This is a genomic window from Pseudomonas petroselini (genome assembly GCF_045037875.1).
Taxonomy (GTDB): Bacteria; Pseudomonadota; Gammaproteobacteria; order Pseudomonadales; family Pseudomonadaceae; genus Aquipseudomonas; species Aquipseudomonas petroselini.
The window spans coordinates 4,553,088-4,569,814 of the sequence record NZ_CP173614.1 but is presented as its reverse complement, the minus strand read 5'-3'; the positions used below and the strand labels follow the sequence as shown (position 1 = coordinate 4,569,814).

Here is a 16,727-nt window from a genome sequence, read left to right as displayed (position 1 = left end):
CCTCCGTCAGTATCACCGTAAGCCCAATGGGGCTGCTGCGCAGCCCAGCGCGGGGCAAGCCCGCTCACCACAGTAAACCCAGACATTTGGCCGAGATCCGCAGTAAGAACCCGGTCGGCTCTAAGGCCGCCGCGCTTTGGCTTTTGATCTCAGGCGCCCCGTCAAACACGCTGGCCGGAATTCGACAGGGATTTGGGGGGTAAACCGGCAGGGATGCCGGTTTAGCCGCCCCGCGCCATGGATGGCGCGTGGCGGCGGCCCCCCAAATACCTGGCGGATTACGGGCACACCGAGCCTGGGCGAGGTGCCGAGTGTTGGGGCGAAGCGTTTTTGGTTACTTTTGGCGCTCTTCCAAAAGTGACCCGCTGTAAGAGCGGAACCCATCGTGGCCGTTACCTAAATAACGGATATGTACCCGGTCTGATCCAGCATCCTGGTCGGCTGTCAGGCCGCCTTTGCGAGCAAGCCCCACAGGGTTGACCGCGTTTAGCCAGCTGCCAACGGCGGCGTACGCGGCGGAATCTGGCGTTTGCTGCCGGTAGCCTCATACGCCGAGGCAAACCGCAGCAACGCCGAATCGTCATAGGCCCGCCCGGCAAACGTCAGCCCCACCGGCATGCCGATATCGGCCATCACGCCCATCGGTACGGTGACGGTCGGTACGCCCAGGTGGCGGATGGCGAGGTTGCCGTTGGCCACCCAGATGCCGTTGCTCCAGGCGATATCGGCGGAGGCTTCGTTCACATCGGCATCCGCCGGGCCTACGTCGGCGACGGTGGGGAACAGCACCGCGTCGAGGCCGAGCGTGTCCATCCAGTCTTCCAAGTCGATCCGCCGGGTTTGCTCCAGGCCACGCAGGCCGTCGGGCAAGGTGCTGATCTCGTTCCACGGGGTGATGCCGCGTTCGGCCATGCGCACGTATTCGTCCATGCCGGCGGCCAGGTCGTCCTCACGGTTGGGCAGGGTGCCCGGGTCGTGGGGGAAGATCTTCGGCCCGTCCACATCCGCCAGGCGGTTGAGCGCGGGGTCGTTGTTGGCGCGCAGGAAATCATCGAAGGCCCAGGCGGACAGTTCCCACAGTTCATCGTGGAGGAATTCCTTGGACACCAGCCCACGGTTAAACACGGTGGGCGCGCCAGGGCGGTCGCCTTCGCAGTTGGACACCAGCGGGAAGTCCACCTCGATGACTTCGGCACCGGCGGCTTCCAGCGCCTGGCGTGCGTCTTGCCACAGGTCGATCACGCTGGCGCGGGTGTTGATCTTCTGCCCGGTAGGGCCACCGATCCCAGGTTTTTCGCTGGTGCCGGCGTCCGGGTCGGCATTGATGTACATGCGCGGCACGCCAAAGCGCTTGCCGGCGAGGGATTCAGCGGGCACCGCCAGTTCAGCGTAGGACGCAGGGCGCACCGAAGCCACACTCGGGATCGGCACCCATGGCTGCAGGCGCCAGAGGTCGCCACGGGTGTCCGGGTCTTCAGCCACCACCACATCGAGGATTTCCAGCAGGTCGGCCATGGTGCGGGCATAGGGCACCACCACGTCCATGGTCGGTGTGAGCGGCCAGTTGCCGCGCACCGAAATCACGCCACGGGAGGGCGTGTAGGCGCACAGGCCATTGTTGGAGGCCGGGCCGCGTCCGCTCGACCAGGTTTCTTCGGCCAGGCCAAAGGCTGCAAAGCTCGCCGCCGTCGCGGTGCCGGCGCCGTTGGACGAGCCGGAGGCAAACGGCGCGGTCAGGTAGACGGCGTTATACGGGCTTTCCGCCCGGCCATACACGCCACGCTGCATTCCGCCATTGGCCATCGGCGGCATATTGGTCTTGCCCAGGCAGATGGCGCCACCGGCGCGCAGGCGTTCGATGGTGAACGCATCACGCTGGGCGACCAGGGTGGTAAACGCCGGGCTACCGGATGCCGCAGTCAGGCCCTTGACCAGGTAGCTGTCTTTGGCCGTGTAAGGAATGCCATCCAATGGCCCCCAGGTTTCGCCTTTGGCCCGGCGTGCATCGGACGCCTCGGCTTCTTTCAGCGCATCGGGGTTGCGCACCACCACGGCGTTCAAGGCGGTGGCGGTCTGCGGACCGTCATAGGCATCGATCCGTGCGAGGTAGGCCTGGACCAGTTCAACCGCCGTGGTCTGGCCGGATTCAAGCGCGGCGCGCAATTGGGCAATGGAGACTTCGGTAACGTGCATCACTTTTTTTTCGCCGCCTTCAAGTGGGGGTATGGCGGCAGTCTACGTACAGATATTTCACAAAACCAGCGCCGCATACTCTGCATACGCGCGGCGCATCACTTGCCAAGTGGCCTCGTCAGCGGGAATCAGGTGTTCGATCCGCAGGGAGGTGAGGGTGATGTCCTGGGGCATGCCGAAGGTCGTGAACGTGGACAGAAAGCTCAGTTCACCTTGGGCTGAGCGGACGCGCGTCAGTACCAGCGGTGGCATCTGCGCGGGCAGTTCGGTGTGGGTCGGTGTCGGCAATGTCGTCAGCAACGTGGCCAATTCAGGATTGCCCAGCGCCTCACGGGTGGCACGCTGCCAGGCCAGGGTGCGTATCTCCTCGGCATTGACCAGATGATCGCCCAGGCCGCCCGAGTGCAGCAGCGTGGTCAGCAGGTTCAAGCCCAAGGCTGCATCGGGCGGTATGCCTAGCAGTCCAAACAGCACGCCGGTACTGGCGTTCGCCGCCAACACTTGCCATTGACTGTCCAACAGGATGGCCGGGGCGGGATTGTTGGCGTGCAGCACATGGTTGACCGCTTCGCGGATCGCGGCCATGGCGGGCGAGGCGAGCGGGGTGGCGCTGTAGCGCGGCGCATAGCCGGCGGCGAGGAACACACGGTTGCACTGCTCCAGCGGGGTCTCCAGCGCCGTGAGCAGATTATGCAAGGTGCCAGGGCTCGGCTTGGCCCGCCCGGTCTCGATGCAACTGAGGTGGCGCTGGGAAACGCCGGTGATCAAGGCCAGGTCGAGCTGGCTCAGCTTGGCGCGCCTGCGCAGTTGGCGCAGCTGTTCGCCGGCGGTAGAAGGGGTGTCCATGGCGGGATCATGACCTCCGAGGTCATTGCGAGGGGCCGAACCTTATCACTAAGGTGGGCCTTCATCACTCCAAGGAAGCGACCATGAGAAGACCCTATATCGCCCTGGCGGGCCTGCTGGGATTTTCGCTGTACACCCTGGCGACGATGCTCACGGCTGAGCAGTCGCTGCTGGCCTTTGGACGCGAACTGATGTCGCGGCCGGACACCGCGCAAGTGGTGATCGACCTGTACCTGATGGCGGTGCTGGCGTGCGTGTGGATGTACCGGGATGCGCGGCGGCACGGGCGGTCGCTGGCGTCGGTGGTGCCGTATTTTTTGCTGACGGCGGTGTTTGTGTCGGTGGGGCCGTTGCTTTATCTGGTGGTGAACGGCGGCCGCGATGAGTGAGCGGTTGCAGGTCTACGCACTGTGCGTGCTGGTGCTGTGCCTGAAGATGTTTGCAATTTCCTGTTATCAGGGTTTTTTCCGGATACGGGCGCGGGCGTTTATCAATCGGGAGGATGCGGCGTTCTTCAGCTGTGCTGCGCATGCAGGGGAATTGCCGCAGGTGGTGAGGGCGAGTAAGGCGTGGGCGAATGACCTGGAGAGTATTCCGTTGTTCTTTGTGCTTGGCGGGTTGTGTGTGGTGCTGGGGACTCCCACGGGGGCGACTGCGGCGCTGTTCGGTGGTTTTACCTTGGCGCGCATGGCGCACACGCTGATGTATCTGGGTGGATGGCAACCCTGGCGCACCCTGGCGTATGCGGTTGGGATGGCGTGTCTGTTCGGGCTGGGTGGGTTGATGGTTTGGGGATTGCTGTGAGCGTTTTACCGCGGGTCAATGTGGGCGCTGGCTTGCGTGCGATGGGTATAGGCATCTATGCACCTCTGGGTGTGGCACTGTGGCGAGGGCGCTGGCCTGGCAGACCAGCGCCATCTAACGGTTAGGCTGTGATCCAAATGTGGGAGGGGGCTTGCTCCCGATAGCGGTGTGTCAGTCGATTCATCAGGTGACTGATTCAGCGCCATCGGGGCCTCGGTATCTACACCACCCTGGGTATGGCGCTGGACCTGTGGCGAGGGAGCTTGCTCCCGTGGCGGCCTGACAGCCGACCACCATCTAACGGTTAGGCCGCGATCCAAATGTGGGAGGGGGCTTGCTCCCGATAGCGGTGTGTCAGTCGATTCATCAGGTGACTGATTCAGCGCCATCGGGGCCTCGGTATCTACACAGTTCTGGGTATGGCGTCGGACCTGTGGCCAGGGAGCTTGCTCCCGTGGCGGCCTGACAGCCGAGCGCCATCTAACGGTTAGACCGCGATGCAAATGTGGGAGGGGGCTTGCCCCCGATAGCGGTGTGTCAGTCGATTCATCAGGTGACTGATTCAGCGCCATCGGGGCCTCGGTATCTACACAATTCTGGGTATGGCGTCGGACCTGTGGCGAGGGAGCTTGCTCCCGTTGGCGGCCTGGCAGACGACCAGGATGTTGGATAAGACTGGGTACATATCCGTTATTTAGGTAACGGCCACTATGGGTTCCGCTTTTACAGCGGGTCACTTTTGGAAGAGCGCCAAAAGTAACCAAAAACGCTTCGCCCCAACACTCGGCACCTCGCTCACGCTCGGTGTGCCCGTAATCCGACAGGGATTTGGGGGGCCGCCGCCACGCGCCATCCATGGCGCGGGGCGGCTAAACCGGCATCCCTGCCGGTTTACCCCCCAAATCCCTGTCGAATTCCGGCCAGCGTGTTTGACGGGGCGCCTGAGATCAAAAGCGAGATCAAGATCAAGTGCGGCTCGCTTCGCATCGTGGTTACTGTGGTTGCTAAAACGTTGTGTCGATGCTTGTGTTGGCATGGCTGCGACGGTCGTCATCTCATTTGCATTCGCCGCCACCGTCGATTTTGGAAAAAGCAGTTAGCCGAACGGGCCGGTGCCGGTCCGGTCGACCAGGCGGATGCTGTCCCGGCCAGCCCGCTTGGATTCATACAGCGTGGTATCGCCTTGTTCAATCAGCGCCGTCAGGCTTGGCGGTGGTTGATCAAACAGGTTGGCGCCGATGCTCAGGGTGACCGGCGCGGGCGTGGCGAAGGTCTGCGCGGCCAGTTGGTGAAACTGGTCGCGCAGGCTGCTGCCCAGCGTGACGATCTGCTCCGTGGAGGCTGGGGTCAACAGGATCACGAACTCATCGCCGCCGAGGCGTGCGGCCAGCGCACCTCGGGGCACCACGCCGCGGATCATTTCGCTCAAGGCGATCAGCAAGCGATCGCCGGCGATATGGCCGTGGAGGTCGTTGACCGATTTGAAGTTGTCGATATCGATCAGCAGCAACGCACCCGGTTGCGCCGGCGACACCTGGGCCAGCAGGCGGGGGGCGCGCAGGTCGAGGGCGCGGCGGTTGTACAGGGCGGTGAGGGGGTCGCGGGCAGCGAGGCGGGCGATCTGTTGTTCGCGTCGGTAGCGTTCGGAGCCGGTCATCGATAGGGCAATCAGCATGATCGCCATGGCGCCTTCCACCAGCGAGATCTGGATGATCTCGCCCTTGAACGCGGCAAGGTCGATCAAGGTGCCGGGGATCAGTACCGACAGGGCCTTGGCCACATAGAACGCGCCATGGATCAGCAGCACATAGCGCAACTGCACCGCGCCAATGCTCAGGGATTTGCCGTGGGGGCGCAGCAAAAAGCTGGCGCGCAGGGTCGGCAACGCCACCAGCAGTGACTGCACCGCCAGCATGGCTTTGGACCATGACGGATCGGCCGGCAACATCAGCATTCCCAGCCAGACCAGCAGCATCAGCAACCACAACGGCGACAGACGCGTTTGGGTGAACCGCGCCACGCCGAGCAAAAACAGAAAGTGCGCGCTCACCAGTAGGCCGTTGGCGAACCAGATGCCGATCATCACAAAGCCATTGATGCGCAGCAGCGCAAGCGTGGACCCGATGCTGATGGTCGCGAAACCGGCGCTCCAGTACAGCAGCGAAGGTTCACGCACACTGCGCCATTCAACGGCCAGGTACAGGGCGGCAGCGGCTGCCAGGGCAACGGTGAGTGCCAAAATCGTAGGAGGGTCGAGCGTCATGTGCTGCCGGGTCTGCCTGGTGTGCGTTTAGAACCGGGATTGTAAGCGCACACGCAGGTTTTTCAGAGCATTCCGTGTGATGGCACACGGCCAGGCGATGATCGGCAGGTCAGGCGCCTTTGGTCGACGGCAACAACACCGTGAGAATGCCCACCAGCGGCAGGAACGAGCACAGTTTGTAGACGTACTCGATACCGTGTGTGTCAGCGAGCAAACCGAGCAGCGCCGCGCCAATCCCGCTGAAACCGAACATCAGGCCGAAAAAGATCCCGGCGATCATGCCCACATTGCCCGGCACCAGTTCTTGGGCAAAGACCACGATGGCCGAGAAGGCCGAGGCGATGATAAACCCGATCACGACGCTCAATACCGCCGTCCAGAACAGGTCGACGTAGGGCAGCGCCAGGGTGAACGGCGCTGCACCAAGGATGGAGAACCAGATGACTTTCTTACGGCCGATCTTGTCGCCGATGGGGCCGCCCGCGAAGGTGCCGACCGCCACTGCGCCCAGGAACAGGAACAGGTACATCTGGGAGCTGGAGACCGACAGCTGGAATTTTTCGATCAGGTAGAACGTGAAGTAGCTGGTCAGGCTGGTCATGTACCAGTACTTGGAAAACACCAGCACGGCCAGTACGACCAGGGCGAAGGTCACGCGGCCTTTGGACAAACCATGGGTGGCTGTGCCGCCTTGCTTGAGCTTGAACAGGTTGAGGTGGTTGCGGTACCAGCGGCTCAAGCCGTACAGCACCAGGATCGCGAACACGGCAAACAGCCCGAACCAGGCGATATGGCCTTGGCCGTAGGGAATGATGATCGCCGCCGCCAGCAACGGGCCCAGCGCGCTGCCGGTGTTGCCGCCGACCTGGAAGGTCGATTGGGCCAGGCCGTAGCGACCGCCGGAGGCCAGGCGCGCGACACGCGAAGTTTCCGGGTGGAAGGTCGACGAGCCGACGCCGACCAGGCCGGCCGCCAGCAGGATCGCCGGGAAGCTGCCGACAAACGCCAGCATCAGGATGCCGATCAAGGTGCACACCATGCCCGCCGGCAGCAGCCACGGTTTGGGGTGGCGGTCGGTGTGGTAGCCGATCCAGGGTTGCAGCAGCGAGGCGGTGAGCTGGAAGGTCAGGGTGATCAGGCCCACTTGGGTGAACGACAGGCCGTAGTTGGCCTTGAGCATCGGGTAGATCGACGGCAGCACGGCCTGGATCAGGTCATTGATCAAATGCGCCAAGGCGCAGGCGCCGAGGATACGCATGACCAAGGGGCTGGCTTGGGGTGCAGTGGTTGCAGCGGCGGGTGACGCGGTGAGGGTCGACATGCAGGCATTCCATACAAGGCAGCTAATCAGAGGCGGCGACTTCTTAAGGTCACCATCCATTACAAAATGATTCGGCGTTTATGCTAGATTCGTCATGAATGCCTGTCTCGCGTAATTCGGGCGGCAACCATCGCAAAAAGGGCGAAATGATCAAACCACTGAATGAATTTCTCCAGGAAATCAACGAAGGCGCCTGGGCGGTCATCAGTTCCGCCACGGATTACCCGGAAAATTGGGTGATCCCCGACCACAGCCACGAAAAACATCAACTGCTCTACGCCATCGAAGGGGTGATGGTGGTGTACTCGGCGCTGAACCAGTGGACGGTACCGCCCAATCGCGGGATCTGGATGCCCAGCGGGCAGGTGCATTCGTTGCGCTGTGTCGGCACCCTGAAAATGCGCAGCGTGTTTGTGCGCCCGGACCGGTTCCCGAACATGCCCGGCGAGCCGAAGACGGTCAGCATCTCGCCGCTGCTGAGCGAGCTGATCAAGGCGTCGGTGAGTTTGAAACCGCCGTACGCCGAGGACTCGCGGGAGGCGCGGATCATGCACCTGATCCTCGACGAACTCGCCATCCTGCCGGCGCTTCCACTGGCGTTGCCCCAGCCCGCCGACCCGCGTATCAAGCAGATCTGCCTTGCGTTACAGGACGATCCGGGCGACGCCTCCACCGTGGCGGATTGGAGCGCGCGCCTGAAGCTGGACCAGACCACCATCCAGCGCCTGTTCCGCAAAGCAACCGGCATGACCTTCGGCCAGTGGCGTCAGCAGGCGCGGCTGCTGCTGGCGCTGGAGCGCATTGCGGTGGGCGAGAAGGTGATCGATATTGCCCTGGAACTGGGCTATGAAAGCCCGAGCGCGTTTACCAGCATGTTCAAGAAACAGTTTGGCAAGACGCCGAGCCAGTTTTTCCGGTAGTCACTGCACGGCGCCGGCGTGCACGTCGAGCAAACCGTTGAACGCCTCGATATCCAGTGGTCGACTGAGGAAATAGCCTTGGCCTTCTTCACAGGCCACGGCCTTGAGCAGTGCCAGGTGTTCGGCGGTTTCAATGCCTTCGGCCGTGACTGTCAGTGCCAGGGCACGGCCCAGACCGACAATCGCCTGGATAATCGCCTTGTCATCGTCACTTTCCTCCAGCCGGGTGAGGAAGCTGCGGTCGATTTTCAAACCATCGAACGGGAAGGCGCGCAGATAGCTCAGGGACGAGTAGCCGGTGCCGAAGTCATCCATGGCGATGCGTATGCCCAATTGCTTGAGCGTGCGCATCACCTCAAGCGCCCCGGTGGCATCTTCAAGCATGACGCTTTCGGTGATTTCCAGTTCTACGCGCGCGGGATCAATGCCTGAGCTCTTCAGCGCTTGCTGCGTACGCTCCACCAGGTTGCCACGCTTGAACTCCGTGGGTGACAGGTTGACGGACACAAAAAGCGGCTCCGGCCACTGCGCGGCACACACGCAAGCGGTCTCCAGTACCCAATCGCTCAGCGCCAGAATCAACCCGGACTCTTCGGCAATCGGAATAAAGGTGTCCGGCGCGATCAGGCCGCGTACCGGGTGCTGCCAGCGCACCAGCGCTTCGGCGCCGACCATTTGCCCGTCGGCGATGCGATAGCGGGGTTGGAAGTGCAGGCGCAGTTCGGCATGTTTGATCGCATACCGAAGGTCGCTTTCCAGGCGCCGACGTTCGATGATCCGCGCATTCATGTCGCCGGAATAGAACCGCCAGGTATTGCGCCCGGCGGCCTTCGCCTCGTACAGCGCAATGTCGGCGTAGCGCAGCAGTTCCGCGGCTTCGCGGGCATCGTTGGGCGCGATGGCAATCCCGATGCTGGCGCTGATGAACACTTCTTGCTCGTCAATTCTGATCGTGCGTTCGATGGATTCGATCAACCGCTTACACAGGGTTTCGACTTCGTCCTGAGTGCCTGCATCGGTCAGGATCAGCACAAATTCATCGCCGCCGACACGGGCGACCAGATCACCATGGCGCACGCAGTCCGCCAGGCGCGCAGACACTTCGTTGAGCACCCGGTCACCGGCCGCGTGCCCGAGCAGGTCATTGACCGGCTTGAACCGATCCAGGTCCAGGCTGAGCATCACCAGGGGCTGTTCCGTGGAGGGCAGGGCTTTGAGTTTGCCGTCGAGGAACGCTTGCAGGCGGGTGCGGTTGGGCAGCCCGGTCAGGGCGTCATGCTGGGACAAGAACTCGATGCGCCGACGGGCTTCGACTTCTTCCGTCACGTCGGTGGCCGTCCCGCGAAACCCGCCGCACGGCATCTCTCGCGCCGACAGCCGAGTGGTGCGTTCCTGTCCCGCTGCATCGACGTAGCGACACTGCACGCTGATATCCGGGCGTCGTCCGGGGGCGCTGAGCCACTGGGAAAGCGGGCCCGACTCGGTCTCCAGCAAGTCGTTCATCGTCGCCCCGATCCACGCATAGCGGGTCAACCCGGTGACGTCTTCGAAGCGTTCCGACAGGTAAGTGAAGCGCCAACCGGCGTCGATTTCCCACACCCAGTCGGAGCTGGCCTCCACCACATCGCGAAAGCGTGCTTCGCTGGTGGCCAGGGCATTCTGGCTGTTCTGCAGCGACGAATGGCTCGCATCCAGGGCGAGCGCGGCGGCCGTGGTGCGGCGCGAAATGGCCCAGGTCATCAGGCACACCAGCAACGCGGCCAGGCCCAGCAGCGGCAGGCCGACCCCCATAAGCCGCAAACCGGGCCGGGCCGGCTCCCAGTGCAGGCTGCCGGCGGTACCGTTGTCGCCGAGGGGAAAGAGCAACGTCTTGCCGATTTCATCGGGGGTAGCGATGTGCAGTTTGCCCACGCCGAATTCATCGCCGATCACGGCCAGTTTGGCGCTGTTGAGGATGTCGATGAAGATCAGCACCGAGGCCGGCCGGCCATCCGTCACCACCGTGGGGTCGGTGCCGGGCGTGATGGCGGCGGCCGCCACCAGTGCGGGGCTGCCGCGCACGTTGATAAAGGCGGTGATCGGTGTTTCGCTGTCGGCACCCGCACGGGCCTGGTCGAGAATCCCGGCAATGGGCTGGCCCAGCCATTGCGTGAGGTCGATATCCAGCAGCTTGCCGTCGACGACCGCGTACACCGTGCGATTGGCGTCGTTGATCACAAACAGGCCTTGAAAACCGAAATCATCAAACAACGTGGCGCCGAGATTGCCCCGCATGTAAGCCCAGTCATTGTCGACTTTAACGTGCAAGTGCTTGTAGGCATCGCTCCAGAAGGCGTAGTCCTTGACGGTCACCCGTAAGGATTTCTCCAGCGATTGCACGGCTTTACGGGTATAGAAGGCGCTTTCAACCTGCTCGGAACGGTCCAGTTCGTGGGCGAGGTAAACCAGCGAGTAGGCGGCGGCTGCAAATACCACGGCCAACAAGCCCATGAACCGGAACAGCGAGGTGCGCGCCAGTGAAAGGCTGGTGCGGTCGGAAAGCGAGCGGACGATAGGAGCGAGAGAGTTCGGCATTGTTTCCCGCAGAGCGTCGCTGCAAGTCAGGGGTATGACGTGTTATCGGCGGCCGGGGCAAAACGTTGAGAGCGTTGCAGCGGATCAGGGCTCACGTTGGGGCGCAGTGCGTCCCCTGGCTTTGGGCTTCACCGGCGGCTATGCGCCCTACAACATTGCCAAGGAAGCCGTACGCGCACTCACACGCTCGGCGGCGCGAGAATGGGGAGTGGACAACATCACGGTCAACAACCTGTTGCCGGTGGCCGACACCTGGGGCGATGCGTATGACGCCCCGGCGCCGACCAATGTGCTGGGGCGTTACGGCTCGCCTGAAGATGACATTGCGCCTGTGGTGCTGTTCCTGGCCAGCCAGGACGCGCAATTCATTACCGGCTACAGCCTCACACCGGATGGCGGGCAAATCATCGACAGTGCGCGGTAACCGCTGGCGCGAGCCGCGAGCCACGCCAATACGGCTGCCGCACCCAGCACCGCCGCACTCAACTGGAAGGTAGCCTGGTAACCGCTCCAGTCAAACACGAGGCCGCCAACGATAGCGCCCGATGCTATCGCCAGCTGGATGATCGCGACCATCAAGCCACCCCCTGCTTCGGCATCGTCGGGCAGGGTTGTCGACAGCCAGGTCCACCAGCCCACCGGCGCGGCGGTAGCGACCAGGCCCCATACCCCCAGCAACAACGTGGTCATCACCATGGAGCTGCCGACCTTGACCAACGCCAGCGCAATCCCCGCCATCACCAACGGGATGATGATCAGCGTCAGGAACACGCTCTTTTTCAGCAAACGCTCGATCAGGAGCGTCCCCACCAGTCCGGCCAGGCCCAGCACCAACAATATGAGCGACAACCGGGAAACACTGACCTGGGTGACAGCCTCCAGAAACGGTCGCAGGTAAGTGAACAGCATGAACTGGCCCATGAAAAACACGCTGACCGCCAGCATGCCCAAGGCCACCGGCTTGCGCTTCATCAAGCCCAACAGGCTGCCGTTTTTTGCCGCCCCCTGCGCTTTGATCGACGGCAGACTGAGCATCAGCCAGGCCGCCGCCAGCACCGCAACGGGGACGACGCAAAAGAACGCCCCGCGCCAGCCGATCAAGCCGCCGACGAAGCTGCCCAACGGTGCCGCGATCACCGTTGCCAGTGCGTTGCCGCCATTGACGATAGCCAATGCCCGCGGCACCTGGGCTGCGGGCACCAGGCGCATGGCGGTGGCGGCCGACAGTGACCAGAAGCCGCCGATGGCCACGCCGATCAACGCGCGGCCCAGCATGAACACGGAGTAATTGGGTGCGAATGCCACCACCGTGCCAGAGATGATCATCAGCAGGGTCAAGGACAGCAGCAAGCGCTTGCGTTCAACCCGCGCCGCCACGGCCGCAATCACCAGGCTGGTGAGCAGGGCAAACAGCCCTGATACCGAAATGCCCTGTCCGGCCTGGCCCTCGGTGATATGCAGGTCGGTCGCCAGCGGCGTCAACAGGCTCACGGGCAGGAACTCGGAGGCCACCAGGGCAAATGCCGCCAGTGACATTGCGAGTACGGCGCCCCAGTTTTTTGGTTCGGCGGCCGTCACTTCAGGTACTTCCTGAAAAAGCTAGCGAGCGTGTCGAACGGGATCAGGTCGACCCGGTCGTACAAGTCCACATGCCCGGCGTCGGGGATGATCACCAGTTCCTTGGGCTCGGCAGCACGCTGGTAGGCGTCCTCGCTGAATTCGCGGGAGTGCGCATTGGCGCCGGCAATCAGCAAGAGCGGACGCGGAGATAGGGTCTCGATGTCATTGAACGGGTAGAAGTTCATGAACTTCACGTTGCTGCTCAGCGTCGGCCGGGTGGTGGTGTGTGGCGAGGCGCCGGTGGGGGTGAACTCACCGCGCGATGTGCGATAGAAATCGTAGAACTCATCGCCAACCGCATCGCCGGTCAGGGCGTTCGGTGTGCCGCCGGTGTAGACGGTGTCGCCCCCCTGGAATTCCACATAGCGCTGGTTGGCCGCTTGCAGCAGTACCTGTCGGCGTTGCGCCAAGGTCACGCCATGTTTGAGGCCATTGCGAGTCGCGGCGCCCATGTCGTACATGCTCACCGTGGCGATGGCCTTGAGGCGTTGGTCGATCTTCGCGGCAGCGATGGCGAAGCTGCCACTGCCGAAGATACCGATCACGCCAATGCGCTCGCGGTCGACGATTGGCTGGGTGCCGAGGTAATCCACGGCGGCGCTGAAGGCTTCGCTGTAGAGCTCGGGCAACACCGCATTGCGTGGTGTGCCGGCACTTTCTCCCCAGAATGGGAGATCCAGGGACAACGTTACAAAACCCCGTTCTGCCATTTTGGTCGCATAGAGGTTCGCGCTCTGTTCTTTGACGGCACCCATCGGGTGGCCAACGATAATCGCAGCATTTCTGGAGGTGGGGGCAAGGTCCTTGGGCACAAACAGGTTGCCCGCGACCGCCATGCCGTATTGATTGTTGAAGGTAACCTTTTCGACACTGACCTTGTCGCTTGTGTAGAAGTTGTTGGCACCGTTGGACATATCGGCTCCCAGTGAAGAGGTGCAGGTCACCAGCAAACCCAGGGTGAGCAGGAGGTTTTTCATCGGATGATCCTTGAGGGGGTGGGTGCGCACATTTTCCCGGGGGCGGTCAGGGTTCTGTAGTGCGTTTGACTGGATTACTTGCCTGATCCTCTGAGTTCTGCGGTTTGCCGGGACGCCACGGACCGCTCGGGGTAAAGTCCGATGACGAGAGAAAAAGAGCCTGTTATGACTATCAATGAAACGCCCCTGGACGCGCTGATCCAGGCTATCGGATCGCGGGTGCAGGCACCGGGCGACTACCCCATGCCGATTCCTGGTCTTGGCTTCTACCGGCGTGAACAGCCCGCAAGCCCCGTGGTGTGCATGGTCGAGCCGTGCATCGTGCTGGTTGCCCAAGGTGCAAAACAGCTGTGGGCGGGGGGTGAGGGTTATCCATACGATACTTCGCGCTTCCTGGTGACCTCACTGGATATTCCCGCCAATTCCGAAGTGCTGGTGGCCAGCCCCGAAAGACCTTGCCTTGGGCTCACCTTCAAGTTGGATTTGCGCATATTGGCCGAGCAGATCGCTCAGAGTGAGCTGCCGCCGGCGCGGGAGCGGTCGGTGCTGAAGGGGGTGGGCATCGGTACGGTGACCCAGGGCATGCTGGCGTCTTTCGCGCGTCTGGTGGCGCTGCTGGATGAACCCGAAGCAATTGCGGTGCTGGCACCGTTGATCCAGCGCGAGATTCACTATCGTCTACTGAAAAGCGACCAGGCGAGCCGATTGCGTCAGATCTGTTCCGTCGACGGGCAGGGCTATCGGATTGCCAAAGCGATTGATTGGCTAAAGCTCAATTACGACGCGGCATTGCGCGTCGATGAATTGGCGGCGCGCGTGCAAATGAGTGCGGCAACCTTTCATCATCACTTTCGCCAGCTGACGGCGATGAGCCCGTTGCAGTATCAGAAGTGGCTGCGCCTGAATGAGGCGCGGCGCTTGATGTTGAACGAGCACCAGGACGTGTCCAGTGCCGCGTTCAAAGTGGGCTATGAAAGCCCGTCACAGTTCAGCCGCGAGTACAGCCGCTTGTTCGGCATGCCGCCTAAGCGCGATGTGGCGGCACTGCGTGGCAAAGCGACTGTCAGTGATCAGCCGCCGTGAGGTTAGCGTAGAAAATACAACCGATCAGCCGCGCGAACAGGCTGAGGGTTTCCGGCAGGTTGGGGTCTTCAAACAGCATCGCCCTGGAATCCAGCGCGCACAGCGCACCGAACAGGCGGCCGTCAGGCAGGAAGATCGGCGCACCGGCGTAGCTTTCAATCGCGAATTGCTTGACCACCGGGCGCGTGGCAAAGCGGCCGTTTCGGCTGATCTGCGGGATAAACAGCGTCTGAGGGTTGATGCAGAACTCGCTGCACAGCGTTGTTTCGAGGTCGAGCACGTCGTCGACTTGGATGCCCATTTCGGCGGTGTCGTGCACGGAGCAGACCACCCATTCCCGGTCGGTGAATTTGGCGAGGCCGGCAAAGCGCATGCCGGTCAGGCGGGTGACCAGTTGCAGGATGCTGGTGGTGGCTTCTATTTCGGCGATGGCAGCGCGCTCATCGGCGCTGAGCAGGGACTGTGCTGAGGTGACGCTAGGAATCATAGGTGAACACTCCAATTGCGTGGTGGTCCTGGCCCACCACGCACGTTGAGGGCTTAGTTAATCCGTGGATGCTGCTGCACAAGGTTGTTGCGCTTGGCTTCCAGTTCGGCGATCTCGGCATCGATGTCTTCGATCTTCTGCTCGATATTGTCGTGATGTTCCTGCAGCAGCTCCTTGGCTTCTTCCATGTCCGAAGCGGCCGGCGCTGCGCCGCGCAACGGCTTGTTGGCGGTTTCTTTCATGGTCAGGCCGGTGACCAGGCCAACCACCGCAAACACCATCAGGTAGTAGGCGGGCATGTACAGGTCGTTGGTGCTTTCCACCAGCCAGGCCACGGCAGTCGGGGTTACGCCTGCGATCAACACCGACACGTTGAACGCACTGGCCAATGCACTGTAGCGCAGGTGCGTGGGGAACATCGCCGGGAGTGTCGAGGCCATCACCCCGATAAAGAAGTTGAGGATCACCGCCAGGATCAGCAAACCGGCGAAGATCAGCCCGATCTTGCCACTGGTGATCAGCATAAATGCAGGGATAGACAGGAACAGCAGGCCAATGCTGCCGGCGATGATGAACGGCTTGCGACCGATCTTATCGCTGACAAAACCGATGAACGGCTGCACGAACAGCATCCCGACCATGATCGCGATGATGATCAGCACGCCGCTGTTTTCTTTGTAATGCAGGTTATGCGACAGGTAGCTCGGCATGTAGGTGAGCAGCATGTAGTACGTCACGTTGGTGGCCGCGACGATGCCGATGCAGGTCAGCAGGCTGCGCCAGTGCTGGGTCGCGACTTCCTTGAACGACACTTTGGGACCGTGGGTCAGGCCTTCGCGGTCGCCTTGCTCGAGTTTGTCCATGTGCTGTTGGAACGCTGGGGTTTCTTCCAGCGCGTGACGCAGGTACAGGCCGATGATGCCCAGGGGCAGGGCGAGGAAGAACGGCAGGCGCCAGCCCCACGCTTCGAACTCGGCTTCACCCAACACGGTGGAAATCAGTACAACCACACCGGCGCCGAGCACGAAACCGGCGATGGAGCCGAAGTCCAGCCAACTGCCCAGGAAACCGCGCTTGCGGTCCGGGGCGTATTCGGCGACGAAGATCGACGCGCCGGTGTATTCACCGCCGACCGAGAAGCCCTGGGCCATTTTGCACAGCAATAGCAGGATCGGCGCCCAGATGCCTATGGAGGCATAGCCGGGAATCAAGCCGATGGCAAAGGTGCTCAGGGACATGATCACAATGGTGGCGGCGAGTACTTTTTGCCGCCCGTATTTATCGCCCAGGGCGCCGAAGAACAGACCGCCCAGCGGGCGAATCAGGAAGGGCACCGAAAAGGTACCCAATGCAGCGATCATTTGTACGCTGGGCGAGGCGTCCGGGAAGAACACCTTGCCGAGCACATAAGCGACAAACCCGTAGACGCCGAAGTCGAACCATTCCATGGCGTTACCCAAGGCGGCAGCGGTGATTGCCTTGCGTACCTTGGCGTCGTCAACGATGGTGATGTCTTTCAAACCGATGGGTTTGACGCTTTTCTTACGTAATTTCATGCGGGGCACTCTAAAGCAGAACAGGGGAAGTGCCATCGCAGCGATGGCACCGCTCTGTCAGTTCAGATACAAGCGGACATGAA

At 62.1% G+C, this 16,727-nt stretch carries 14 protein-coding genes; 5 read left to right on the top strand and 9 right to left on the bottom strand.

Translation table 11 applies throughout. From position 1 onward, the window contains the following. Nucleotides 1-486: 486 nt before the first annotated feature. Both ACI512_RS20945 and ACI512_RS20940 read right to left on the bottom strand, forming a co-directional pair. A complete protein-coding gene (locus ACI512_RS20945) occupies nucleotides 487-2,196 on the bottom strand; it encodes an amidase (protein WP_236383780.1) in 1,710 nt (569 codons plus the stop codon). A 54-nt stretch (nucleotides 2,197-2,250) separates the two neighbouring features. Then, the gene (locus tag ACI512_RS20940) at nucleotides 2,251-3,039 is read right to left on the bottom strand and encodes a helix-turn-helix domain-containing protein (RefSeq protein WP_236383779.1); all 789 of its coding nucleotides are present in this window, start codon (nucleotides 3,037-3,039) and stop codon (nucleotides 2,251-2,253) included. 83 nt (nucleotides 3,040-3,122) lie between these two features. Between ACI512_RS20940 and ACI512_RS20935 the strand changes: the two genes are divergently transcribed. Next, nucleotides 3,123-3,428, top strand: coding sequence for a DUF2834 domain-containing protein (locus ACI512_RS20935; protein WP_236383778.1), 306 nt, complete (start codon nucleotides 3,123-3,125; stop codon nucleotides 3,426-3,428). Then, complete coding sequence (locus ACI512_RS20930; RefSeq protein ID WP_236383777.1) at nucleotides 3,421-3,843, top strand: MAPEG family protein; 423 nt, start codon at nucleotides 3,421-3,423, stop codon at nucleotides 3,841-3,843. Before ACI512_RS20935 ends, ACI512_RS20930 begins: the two co-directional genes overlap by 8 nt. Before the next feature lie 1,096 nt (nucleotides 3,844-4,939). On the opposite strand, the gene ACI512_RS20925 is transcribed toward ACI512_RS20930, so the two are convergent. Next, complete coding sequence (locus ACI512_RS20925) at nucleotides 4,940-6,106, bottom strand: GGDEF domain-containing protein (RefSeq protein WP_236382798.1); 1,167 nt, start codon at nucleotides 6,104-6,106, stop codon at nucleotides 4,940-4,942. 109 nt (nucleotides 6,107-6,215) lie between these two features. After that, on the bottom strand, nucleotides 6,216-7,427 hold the full coding sequence (locus ACI512_RS20920) for an MFS transporter (RefSeq protein WP_236382801.1): 1,212 nt from the start codon (nucleotides 7,425-7,427) through the stop codon (nucleotides 6,216-6,218). Between the two features lie 98 nt (nucleotides 7,428-7,525). Between ACI512_RS20920 and ACI512_RS20915 the strand changes: the two genes are divergently transcribed. Beyond that, on the top strand, nucleotides 7,526-8,347 hold the full coding sequence (locus ACI512_RS20915; protein WP_231809547.1) for a helix-turn-helix domain-containing protein: 822 nt from the start codon (nucleotides 7,526-7,528) through the stop codon (nucleotides 8,345-8,347). On the opposite strand, the gene ACI512_RS20910 is transcribed toward ACI512_RS20915, so the two are convergent. Continuing rightward, nucleotides 8,348-10,921 carry an EAL domain-containing protein gene (locus ACI512_RS20910; RefSeq protein ID WP_405121305.1) on the bottom strand — a complete coding sequence of 858 codons (2,574 nt, stop codon included), beginning with the start codon at nucleotides 10,919-10,921 and terminating at the stop codon, nucleotides 8,348-8,350. 106 nt (nucleotides 10,922-11,027) lie between these two features. Here ACI512_RS20910 and ACI512_RS20905 point away from each other — a divergent pair, with 106 nt between their 5' ends. Further along, nucleotides 11,028-11,345: an SDR family oxidoreductase gene (locus tag ACI512_RS20905; protein WP_236382808.1), complete on the top strand. Its 318-nt coding sequence runs from the start codon at nucleotides 11,028-11,030 to the stop codon at nucleotides 11,343-11,345. Here ACI512_RS20905 and ACI512_RS20900 read toward each other — a convergent pair. Beyond that, nucleotides 11,297-12,457 carry an MFS transporter gene (locus ACI512_RS20900; RefSeq protein ID WP_064053640.1) on the bottom strand — a complete coding sequence of 387 codons (1,161 nt, stop codon included), beginning with the start codon at nucleotides 12,455-12,457 and terminating at the stop codon, nucleotides 11,297-11,299. The two genes, ACI512_RS20905 and ACI512_RS20900, sit on opposite strands and share 49 nt — an antisense overlap. A 38-nt stretch (nucleotides 12,458-12,495) precedes the next feature. Continuing rightward, the gene (locus tag ACI512_RS20895; protein ID WP_236382811.1) at nucleotides 12,496-13,518 is read right to left on the bottom strand and encodes an alpha/beta hydrolase; all 1,023 of its coding nucleotides are present in this window, start codon (nucleotides 13,516-13,518) and stop codon (nucleotides 12,496-12,498) included. 165 nt (nucleotides 13,519-13,683) lie between these two features. Here ACI512_RS20895 and ACI512_RS20890 point away from each other — a divergent pair, with 165 nt between their 5' ends. Beyond that, nucleotides 13,684-14,601 (top strand): AraC family transcriptional regulator, encoded by a 918-nt coding sequence (locus ACI512_RS20890; RefSeq protein WP_236382814.1) that lies wholly within the window; start codon nucleotides 13,684-13,686, stop codon nucleotides 14,599-14,601. On the opposite strand, the gene ACI512_RS20885 is transcribed toward ACI512_RS20890, so the two are convergent. Together ACI512_RS20885 and proP are read right to left on the bottom strand one after the other, a co-directional pair. After that, on the bottom strand, nucleotides 14,582-15,088 hold the full coding sequence (locus tag ACI512_RS20885; RefSeq protein WP_236382825.1) for a GAF domain-containing protein: 507 nt from the start codon (nucleotides 15,086-15,088) through the stop codon (nucleotides 14,582-14,584). The two genes, ACI512_RS20890 and ACI512_RS20885, sit on opposite strands and share 20 nt — an antisense overlap. 53 nt (nucleotides 15,089-15,141) lie before the next feature. Then, nucleotides 15,142-16,644 carry a glycine betaine/L-proline transporter ProP gene (proP, locus tag ACI512_RS20880; protein WP_012724594.1) on the bottom strand — a complete coding sequence of 501 codons (1,503 nt, stop codon included), beginning with the start codon at nucleotides 16,642-16,644 and terminating at the stop codon, nucleotides 15,142-15,144. Nucleotides 16,645-16,727: the final 83 nt, after the last annotated feature.